Annotated in this window: 6 protein-coding genes; 5 read left to right on the top strand and 1 reads right to left on the bottom strand. The window is 60.4% G+C overall.

Annotated features, from left to right (window positions below):
• The first annotated feature begins 3 nt into the window (after positions 1–3).
• From BW39_RS12235 to BW39_RS12255, 5 genes are all read left to right on the top strand, one after another.
• Positions 4–2,301, top strand: a complete 2,298-nt coding sequence (locus BW39_RS12235) for a bifunctional diguanylate cyclase/phosphodiesterase (RefSeq protein ID WP_043821977.1) — start codon at positions 4–6, stop codon at positions 2,299–2,301.
• Between the two features lie 70 nt (positions 2,302–2,371).
• Positions 2,372–3,271, top strand: coding sequence for a LysR family transcriptional regulator (locus BW39_RS12240; protein WP_034393537.1), 900 nt, complete (start codon positions 2,372–2,374; stop codon positions 3,269–3,271).
• Between the two features lie 108 nt (positions 3,272–3,379).
• Positions 3,380–4,363 (top strand): Bug family tripartite tricarboxylate transporter substrate binding protein, encoded by a 984-nt coding sequence (locus BW39_RS12245; protein ID WP_043821978.1) that lies wholly within the window; start codon positions 3,380–3,382, stop codon positions 4,361–4,363.
• A 9-nt stretch (positions 4,364–4,372) separates the two neighbouring features.
• Positions 4,373–5,560, top strand: coding sequence for a CaiB/BaiF CoA transferase family protein (locus BW39_RS12250; protein ID WP_043821980.1), 1,188 nt, complete (start codon positions 4,373–4,375; stop codon positions 5,558–5,560).
• Positions 5,557–6,318, top strand: a complete 762-nt coding sequence (locus BW39_RS12255) for an enoyl-CoA hydratase (protein ID WP_043821982.1) — start codon at positions 5,557–5,559, stop codon at positions 6,316–6,318. Before BW39_RS12250 ends, BW39_RS12255 begins: the two co-directional genes overlap by 4 nt.
• A gap of 852 nt (positions 6,319–7,170) precedes the next feature.
• Here the strand turns inward: BW39_RS12255 and BW39_RS30330 are convergent.
• Positions 7,171–9,550 (bottom strand): LysM peptidoglycan-binding domain-containing protein (locus tag BW39_RS30330; protein ID WP_235264202.1); only part of this gene is annotated, 2,380 nt, incomplete at its 5' end.

Raw genomic sequence — 9,550 nt, forward strand, 5'->3', positions numbered from 1 at the left:
TGAATGATGCATGCAGAGAGAAGACTTCCAAGCTGGCAGCCCAGGCGCTGGTATGCCTGTATTTTCATCGCATGTTTGGTGATCATTGGCGTTGCGGGCGTTTCTCTGATCTCCAGCTACGAGACATTGCTCCAAGAAGAGAAGTCGAATCTCCTGCATGCGCTGTCTGCCTCTGCCGCTGAAACCAACAAGATCATTCTTGCCACCTCTTTGGCGGTAGAGAGAACAGAGCAACTTTTGCTGACACCAGGCCGCCAAGGCGAAATCACGGCAGACCCTGATGCCAGCACCGATATCCGCAATGCCTTGATCCAGGAGGTGGCGGCGCTGCCCGGGGTCATCAGCATGAGCGTGCTTGATCGACATGGGAAATGGTCCATTTCCTCACGTTTCAGCAAGCTGCCGCTGTCTCCCGACAACCCCGAGCGCCCCATCTGGAATGCAGCGCTGCAGACAAAGCCTGGCGGCTTCTTCTTGCTGGATGCAAGCAAATCGCCGGTCTTCGATATACCGTCCCTGGTGCTGGGGCGTCCGGTACGTGACTCCAGTGGGGCGCTGACTGGCATTGTGGTGGCCTTCATTGCCGTGGATTCCATTCGCCAGGCATTCGGTTCACTGCTGCTGGATGGCCATCAGGTCATGGTCAGCCTGCCAAACGGCAAAGATCTGGTCAGAATTCCCCCGGAGCATCCGCACATTCTGGACGGGATGGATTCGGGGCTTGCAAAAATGATGGCTGCAGGCGAGGGCATATTGGACGCTGACGATGGCTTTGGACACGGCTGGATCGTCGCCATGCACCACTCCAGCCAAGGCGGCATGGATCTCGCCTATGCCACGCTGGCCGCCAAGGCAAAGCTCGCGGCTCCATGGTGGAGGTTTGGAAAAACCATCATGGCATGGGCGGCCATCAGCCTGGCTTCTTTTTTATTACTGGTGCAATTGTGGATGCGTGAGCGCAGAAGATCCTATTTCGAGGCGAGGGATCTGGTGCAGGTGCATTCACAGCTGAGGCACCATCTTTTCCATGACCCTGCTTCCGAATTGCTCAATTCAACCGGATTTGAGCAACTGCTGAGCAGAACGCAAGCACAGCGGCGTCCTGTTGCCATCCATGTCATCGGTATCGAGCATTTGCAAGTGCTGGCAGATACGCTGGTTCCTGGAATGGACAACCCACTGATCTCGCAACTGGCAAAACAATTGCGCTCCTGTATTGGACAGAATGACGTCGCCGCCCGCCTTGCCATCGAGGAATTCTGTGTCGCCCAATATGAAGGGGACCCCGATTCCATGGCGAAAACGCTCTCCATCCGACTGGGTGAAAAGCGCTACATGCTGGGTGAGCGCAGCATTTTGCTGTCTGTCTGCGTAGGGACGGCGGTCTGCAAGAACAACGAGGACTGGAATCAGCTGCTGCGCGACGGGCGCGCGGCAATGGAGCGGGCGCGATCCCAGGGACGTGGGCGATTCGTGAAATTCGAGCCTTCCGCCGATGGCCCCATGCAGGAGCAACTGCTGCTGGAGCAGGATTTCCGATCCGCCATCGGAACAAGCCAGTTGTTCATGGCGTACCAACCGATCTGCCATGTGGCCACGGGAAAGATTTCCGGGTTCGAGTCGCTGATGCGCTGGAACAGCCCGGCCAGAGGGTCTGTCCCGCCAGGCGTCTTCATTCCCATGGCAGAGCGGCGCGGCCTGCTGCTTCCCATCGACCAAATGGTGGAGCGCTCCCCGCTGCTGGCTGCCAACGGATGGCCGTCCGATATCTCGGTGTCCATCAACTGCCCGGCCTTTGAATTTCTCGATCCAGGCATGGCGGTGCAATTGAAGGAACATCTGGACCGCGCCGGCCTGAACCCCGAGCGCTGCTACATCGAGGTGACGGAATCGGCCCTGCTTCAAGATGATGAGCAGGTGCTGTCCGTCATGCGGCAAGTGAAGGCGCTGGGCGTGAATCTCGCCATCGATGACTTTGGCTCCGGCCATGCCAGTCTTTCCTACCTGCACCGCTTTCCCTTCAACCTGATCAAGATCGATCGCAGCTTCATACAGGCCATGGACAAGGACGCCGGGGCTGCCGCGATTGTCGAGGCCACGCTGGCACTGAGCCGCAGATTGGGCCTTGAAGTCGTCGCGGAAGGCGTGGAAACCACGGAGCAGTTTCTGCACCTGCAGCAGCTCGGGTGCACGTATGTCCAGGGATTCCTGATCGCCCGCCCGATGAACGAGGAGCATGTCCTGCCGTTCCTGGAGAGCTTCAGGCTCAGCGACGTGCTGGAGTGTCCCGCACAGGCCTGAGCACAGTTGCGGCACTGGGGCACAATCGCGCCCTCAGCAGACGCCGCCTGCGCAAGAGGGCCTTGCCGCCATGATGAAGATCGACTCCACCACCGTGCAGCTTGTGCTTGCGATTGCCGAGGAGGGCAGCATTTCGCGCGCGGCCGACAGGCTGCAACTGGCGGTGGCGGCGGCCTCGCGGCGGCTCAGTGACCTGGAGCAGCAATTGGGCGCCAGGCTGTTCAAGCGACAGCCCCATGGAGTGCGCGCCACCGAGCCTGGCCTCAAGCTGCTGGCTCATATCCGCCAGATAGGCAACCTGGTGGAGCGGCTGGAAGCCGACGCCCAGGCCCTGGGCCGCGGGCGCGACGGCCGCATCATCATCGGCGCCCCCAAATCCGCCATCCTGCAGTTCCTTGCTGCCGACATCGCCGTCACCCAGCGACGCTATCCCCACATCACGCTGCAGGTGATGGAGGAGAACAGCCGCATCGTCCAGCAACTGCTGCGCGACAAGGTCATCGACATCGGCATCTTCGAGAAGACCAGCGGCTTCGTGGATCTGCCACGCTCCGACTACCGCAAGGACAGCCTGGTGCTGGTCTACAGCCGCAGGCATTTCAGCTTTGCCGTCGAGCCGGTGGTACTGGACCAGTTGCTGGACTGCCCCATCGTCAGCCTGGGCCGGGGCTCGGCCATCCTGGCCGCTTTGCGACGCGCCCACCGCAGCCGGGGCAGGGTGTTTCGCAACGATTTCGCCGTCAGCGGCTTCGACACCATGCTGGCCCTGGTGCGCGAAGGATTGGGTGTGGGGCTGATGCCACCCGGTGTGCTGCGCAGCTTCCACCCTGAGCCCGACCTGGGTTGGGCCACCCTGGAAGGCGACTGGCACGAGCGCAGCTACGTGCTGTCCTTCATCGAAGGCCAGGCCCAGGAACAGGCGCTGCGCAACGTCGTCGCCGCCCTGCTGCAGGGCGAACGCGCGATCTGACCCTTCTGGTTTCGCAGATTGCGAAACCAGGCATGCGGCACACAGGCTTGCCGCGATATCGGCGCCCGGCGACAGTGACTGCACAACAACGATGTGCAGGAGACAGACATGAAACGCCGCGACTTCATCGCGGCCGGCGCCACCGCGCTGGCCGCACCCTGGGCAGGGGCCGCGCCCCCGGCCTCCGAACTGCCCAAGGGGCCCGCCAAGATCCTGGTGGGCTGGGCACCGGGCGGCGGCACCGACGTGTTCGCGCGCATCGTGGGCCAGAAGCTGTCCGAGGTCTGGGGCCGGCCCGTGATCGTGGAGAACAAGCCCGGCGCCACGGGCTCGCTGGCGGCCGAATACTTTGCCAAGGCCCGCTTCACAGAAGGCATCAATCTGCTGATGGCCCATGTGAACACGCACGCCATCTCGCCTCAGATCTTCAAATCCATCACCTATGACCCGCTCAAGGACTACGCGCCCATCGCCCTGATCGGCGCAACGCCCCACATCCTGGTGACCAGCAGCAGGAACGGCCATGCCTCGGTGCAGGAAGTGGTGGAGCTGTGCCGCAAAAGCCCCGGCAAGGTCAGCTTTGGCTCTTCGGGCACAGGTTCGGTGCAGCACCTTGCGGCCGAGATGTTCAACATGGCTGCAGGTGTCAAGAGCATCCACGTTCCCTACAAAGGGTCCGGCCCCATGCAGACCGACCTGATCGGAGGACAGATCGACTTCAGCTTCGACACCATGACGGCCGCCACTGCCCAGGTCCGCGCAGGAAAAATGCTGGGCATCGCCCAGACCCGCGTGAACCGTGCCAAGGGATTCCCGGCCATGCCCACCATGGACGAGCAGGGCTTCAAGGGCTTTGACGCATCGAGCTGGTACGGCGTCGTCGGCCCGCGCGACATGTCCAGGGAACTGGCCCAGCGCATCAATGCCGACATCAACCGCGTGCTGGCCATGCCCGACGTGGTCAGCCGCTTCGACGGATACGGCGTGGAGGACGGTGGCGGCTCCGTGGACAAGTTCGCGGCCTTCATGGCTGCCGAATACAAGAAGTGGGGCGACGTCGTTCGCGCCGCAAAAGTGACCGAAGAAAGCTGAGGACCCGGCATGAGCAATCCCCAATCCAACCCGCTGCAACTGCCCCTGCAAGGCATCCGCGTGCTCGACGTCAGCCAGGTCATGGCCGGCCCATTTGCCTGCATGCTGCTGGCCGACCTGGGCGCCGATGTCATCAAGGTCGAGCCTCCGGGCACCGGCGACCAGACGCGCGGCGCCATGGGCTTCAAGATGAAGGGCCCGGACAGCATGGGCTTTCTGAACATGAATCGCAACAAGCGGTCGCTGACGCTGGACCTCAAGAGCGAGGAGGGGCGTGAGGCCTTCTACCAGCTGGCCACGACAGCCGATGTCATCGTCGAGAACTACCGGCCAGGCGTGGTCCAGCGCCTGAAGATCGACTATGAAAGCATTCGCCGCATCAATCCGCGCATCGTCTATGTCAGCATCTCGGGCTTCGGCCAGAGTGGCCCCTGGGCCCAGCGGCCGGGGTTCGACCTCATGGCCCAGGCCATGTCGGGCGTGATGAGCGTCACCGGCTACAAGGGAGAGAAACCCGTCAAGGCCGGCGTGCCCGTGGCCGACATCGGTTGCGCACTGTTCGCCACCTACGGACTGCTGGCCGCCTACATCGGCGCGCAGAAGACAGGGCAGGGCCAGCACATAGACGCCTCGCTGTTCGACTCGGCCATGGCTTTCTCGATCTGGGACATGTCCGAATACTGGGGCACCGGCGTGCCGCCCGCGCCGCTGGGTACCAGCAACAAGATGAGCGCCCCCTACCAGGCCGTGAAGGCGCGCGACGGCTATTTCGTCATGGGCGCCACCAACCAGAAGCTCTGGGCCAGGCTGTGCGCGCTGATCGAACGCGCGGACCTGGTCGAACATCCGGACTACGCCACCGTGGCGCTGCGCCTCAAGCACCGGGAGGCATTGATAGAGGCACTGGAAGCGGAATTTGCCCACCACGACAGCGCCGACTGGGTGGACCGCATGCTGGAGGCAGGCATTCCCGCAGGCCCGCTGCTCACCTATCCGCAGGCCTTCGAGGGTGAACACGGCCAGCACCGCGGCATGTGCATGGAGATCGACCATCCCATCGAAGGCAAGGTCAAGAACATCGGCTTTCCCGTCAAGATGCTCGGCACGCCCCAGCAGGTGCGCCGCCATCCGCCGCTGCTGGGCGAGCACAACGCAGAAATCATGGCCGAACTCCAGGCACTGAAGGCCGCCGCATGAGCACGGCCCTGCATGAATCCGTGGCACTGACCGTTCACGCCGGGGGCGCGGCCGAGATCCTCATCGACCGCCCCGAACGCCACAACGCCATGAGCATGCCCATGTACGAGGCATTGCTCACGGCCTTGGAACGCTGCCAGGCCGACCCGGCCATCCGCTGCGTGATGCTGCGCGGCGCGGGCGGCAAATCCTTCATCTCGGGCACGGACATCGCCTACTTCAAGGACTTCCATGACGGCCAGCAAGGCATTGCCTACGAAGCATTCGTGGAGCGCGTGATCGACGCCGTGGAGCGCATCGCCATCCCCACCATCGCCGTCATCGACGGCTGGGCCGTGGGCGGCGGCCTGGCCCTGGCCACGGCATGCGACTTTCGCATCTGCAGCACAGGCTCGCGCTTCGGTGCGCCGATTGCCAAGACGCTGTCCAACACGCTGTCGTCACGCAACATCGCGCGCCTGGTGGCCAGCCTGGGCGTGCCACGCGTCAAGCGCATGCTGCTGCTGGCGGACTACCTGTCAGCCGGGCAGGCCGAGGCCTGCGGGTTCGTGCATGCGGTGGTGCCGGCAGATCAATTGCAAGCCCAGGCACAGGCGCTGGCCGAGCAGCTCATGGCCTTGTCGGCAACCACCCAGTCAGCAGTCAAGGAAAGCCTGAGGCGCATCGTCGTGGAGCAGCGGCTGGATGATGAGGATCTGGTGTCGGCGGTGTATGGGAGTGGGGAGTTTCGGGCGGGGGTGGCGCGGTTCATAGGGTGATGGTGCAACACCAAGTGTGATCCCACTCGGGTCATTCAACTGGAAGTTGCCGGTACTGTTGGCGTTCAGGGCCAGCTTGAGGATGCTCAGGGTCTGGCCGGCCTGCAGCTCGCCGTCGCCCGAGACGGCCAGGCCGTTGGCTTCCGCGATGCGCCACCACAGGCTGCTGTCGCCCAGCACGTTGCGGGCAATGGTTTTGAGCGTCTCCCCGCCGACCACGGTGTAGCTCATGGCGCTGAAGTTGATGTCGCGCAGCTTCAGGGCAGGGGCGTTGAGGTGGAATTCTGCGGTGTTGACGTATTTGGGGACGGCGCCGTTCTGCGGCGGGCTCTCCGAGTCGGGGGCGTCACCGTAGCGGGCCAGGACTTCGCCGTTGGCCACCAGTTGCCGTTACACGTGGCCGGGGTTGAGGACGTTGCCTATGAAGCCGCCATGGCGGCTTTCGATGCAGGCGAACTCTGCCATTATGGGCATCATGAACTGGTTTGTATCCCGGTCGACGGATTGAGTTCAATGTAGGGGGTTGCTATATGAACAATAGTTCATATGGATTTGTGGAATTGTTGGATCCACTGTTGAGAACTCATGTTTCCCTTAACAACTTCACTAATATAAGATGACGCGTTTGCCAGCCCGTATTTGCCATCAAGGCGGTAAAGTAAGAAATTGATTGCATCAATTGAACTTCCTTGTGCAAGCAGCCGAAGATCGCTTATATCTGAATCGCTAATTTCAGAATAATTCGCCAATTTACCCCCCTCGGCACCTATAGATCGGCCTAGACGTGTTTGTATTTTTTGGAATTCCGTTTTGTTAATTGTAAAGCTCAAAATAAACCTTTCTAAATTTTAATCAATTTGGTCGTGCACGGATAATAACGCTGCGTGGAACGTTTGAGAGAGTTTTTCCTCCAATAAAAACATCACCGAAATTGGTCATATCAATAGAGAAATTGCCATAACCGGCCGCAACGCGTGCGGAACCAAACGAAGTTCGATTAATTGCCATTTGACCGGCAGCTGCAACGTCTCGGACTACACCTTGAGCTGCTGCAAACTCAGTCTGAAAGTTTGCAAGATTCTCCAACGCCAAGCTCCCTGGAAGACTGGAGGGCGCGGCGCCGAAGGTCTCTTTGTAGGCAGCAATTGTCTTTTGAATTGCAATGTTGGTGAATCCACGGCCATGAAGTTTCACTACCTCCCCACTTTGCAGTGTAGTGGTCTTGTCTAGCATGAACTGTGGGCCGTCTGCCGTATGCTCAATGATACCAAATTGAACACGCTGGCCTTCAATGTTGACGTGAATCTCACCCCAGCCGCCGTTCTTACCAACACTGGCTGATACATCGTTGGCACTAAAGGGAACAAGGCGCGGAGCCTCTGCTGATCCCCATACACGCGCCGTAGCATCACCAAACTTAACCCCCCCAAGCTGGGCCGCCCGGCTTCCAGAAAGCGGCCCAATCGATACATTACTCCATGCAGTTGTTGCCAAGCTACCCACTGTTCGCAGACCAGTTACCGTGCCATATATTTCTGCACCGGCTTGCAAGCCAGCGCCGAGGATGGAGGTCACCCCATCGCCTAGATACTGTTCGGAAAACGCGCGAGTTGGGTTGATTATATTGCTTTGAACGTAGGCTACCGTAGGTGCCAATTTGCCTAAGATAGCCTCTGCGCCGGGACTGTCGGGCGTATAACTGTAGTTTGTTTGAAGAATATTCTGAACACCTACCGCAGTATCTACCCCACTCAAGATAGCGTATGGAATGGAAGCCAGTGCACTACCAATACGTACAGTTTGGTTGTAGGTTCCACCCAGCACCAATTGCGCAGCTCCTTGAATATATTCAGCCCCACTTGGTGAAGCGACAGAAATATCTGTGTTAAATGTTGGAGCATTATCCAAACTAATAGATGGCAACGCTACAGGTTTCAGAATATTATGGCTAATTACTTCGGTTGCGCGCACATCGGAATCGTAGTAGTCGTATCGCAAGCCCTGCGAATTTACCCCTTGATAGATGATCTTTGGAGTGGCATACATTGATGCCAAATACCCGTTATTCCCCAAATTTTCTAAATTCTGCGTATTAATTCCGAATGATGGTATTGCGCGTTGTTCCCCATAACTGAGGCCGGCAGCGCCACCAAGCCTCAGATTCGGCTCGCCGTTTCCAGGAAGCAACCCAAGCGAGGCGCGGTCGTCAGACGCCAAACTATAGATTGAGGATGTGGGCTGATTGAGTGACGCCAGACTCTCTCCCAACGCATTTCCAAAGGCATCGGTCGCCACCTGCTGGATGCTGATGCGCCCACCTTGCGCAATGGCGGCAGCCGTACCTGCCGCGAACCCACGGATGGTTCCGCGCGCAAAGTCTGCTGCCGTCTTGCTCCAGTCGTTGAACATGGTTGAGCCCTTGAGCTGCTCTCCCACATAGCTGCCCACGGCGCCACCGGCCGCGCTGGCTGCCACGCTCTTCCAGTCAAAGCGATCTTGCAGCCCCGTGATCACGCCAATGCCCTGGGTCAGTACATTGGCAGTGGCGGCGCGCATGGCCGCGGCTGGTAGGCCTGTTCCAAACAGTTCGGAACCAACCCCGTTGGTGACACCGGCACTGAGGGCGGACAGGGCGACGCTCTTCCAACTGAAACCGTCCTGTACGCCCAGCACGTTGCCGGCTACCTGACTTGCGATGGAGCCCGTAGCTCCAGCCGCCGCTGCTCCTGCCCATGCGTTGCCAAGCAGCGCGCTGAAGGTGCCTGCCGTATAGGCGGCAACCACCACAGCCACGGCCACCATGATGATCTTGCCCAGCGCCCCGCAGCCACCTCCCTGGCCCGCAGGCGCAGGCAGCACCGAATCCAGACTGCCCGTGACCCGGCTCGGGTCATAGGGCTGGAAGGTGTCTGAGTTGTTGGCGTTCAGGGCCAGCTTGGGAATGCTCAGGGTCTGGCCTGCCTGCAGTTCGCCGTCGCCGGAGACGGCCAGGCCGTTGGCTTCCGCGATGCGCCACCACAGGCTGCTGTCGCCCAGCACGTTGCGGGAGATGATCTTGAGGGTTTCACCGCCGACCACGGTGTAGTTCATGGCGCTGAAATTGCTGTCACGCAGCTTCAGCGGGGCGGCGTCGAGGTGGAATTCCGCGGTGTTTACGTATTTGGGGACTGCGCCGTTCTGCGGCGGATTCTCCGAGTCGGGAGCGTCACCGTAGCGGGCCAGGACTTCGCCG

The organism is Delftia sp. RIT313, from assembly GCF_000632165.1.
In the GTDB taxonomy this organism is placed as follows: Bacteria; Pseudomonadota; Gammaproteobacteria; order Burkholderiales; family Burkholderiaceae_C; genus Comamonas; species Comamonas acidovorans.

What these genes read in the sequence shown, in the direction of transcription:
- BW39_RS12255 (WP_043821982.1), top strand. Translation starts at nt 5,557, where the DNA reads ATGAGCACGGCCCTGCATGAATCCGTGGCACTGACCGTTCACGCCGGG.
- BW39_RS12240 (WP_034393537.1), top strand. Translation starts at nt 2,372, where the DNA reads ATGATGAAGATCGACTCCACCACCGTGCAGCTTGTGCTTGCGATTGCC.
- BW39_RS12250 (WP_043821980.1), top strand. Translation starts at nt 4,373, where the DNA reads ATGAGCAATCCCCAATCCAACCCGCTGCAACTGCCCCTGCAAGGCATC.
- BW39_RS12235 (WP_043821977.1), top strand. Translation starts at nt 4, where the DNA reads ATGATGCATGCAGAGAGAAGACTTCCAAGCTGGCAGCCCAGGCGCTGG.
- BW39_RS12245 (WP_043821978.1), top strand. Translation starts at nt 3,380, where the DNA reads ATGAAACGCCGCGACTTCATCGCGGCCGGCGCCACCGCGCTGGCCGCA.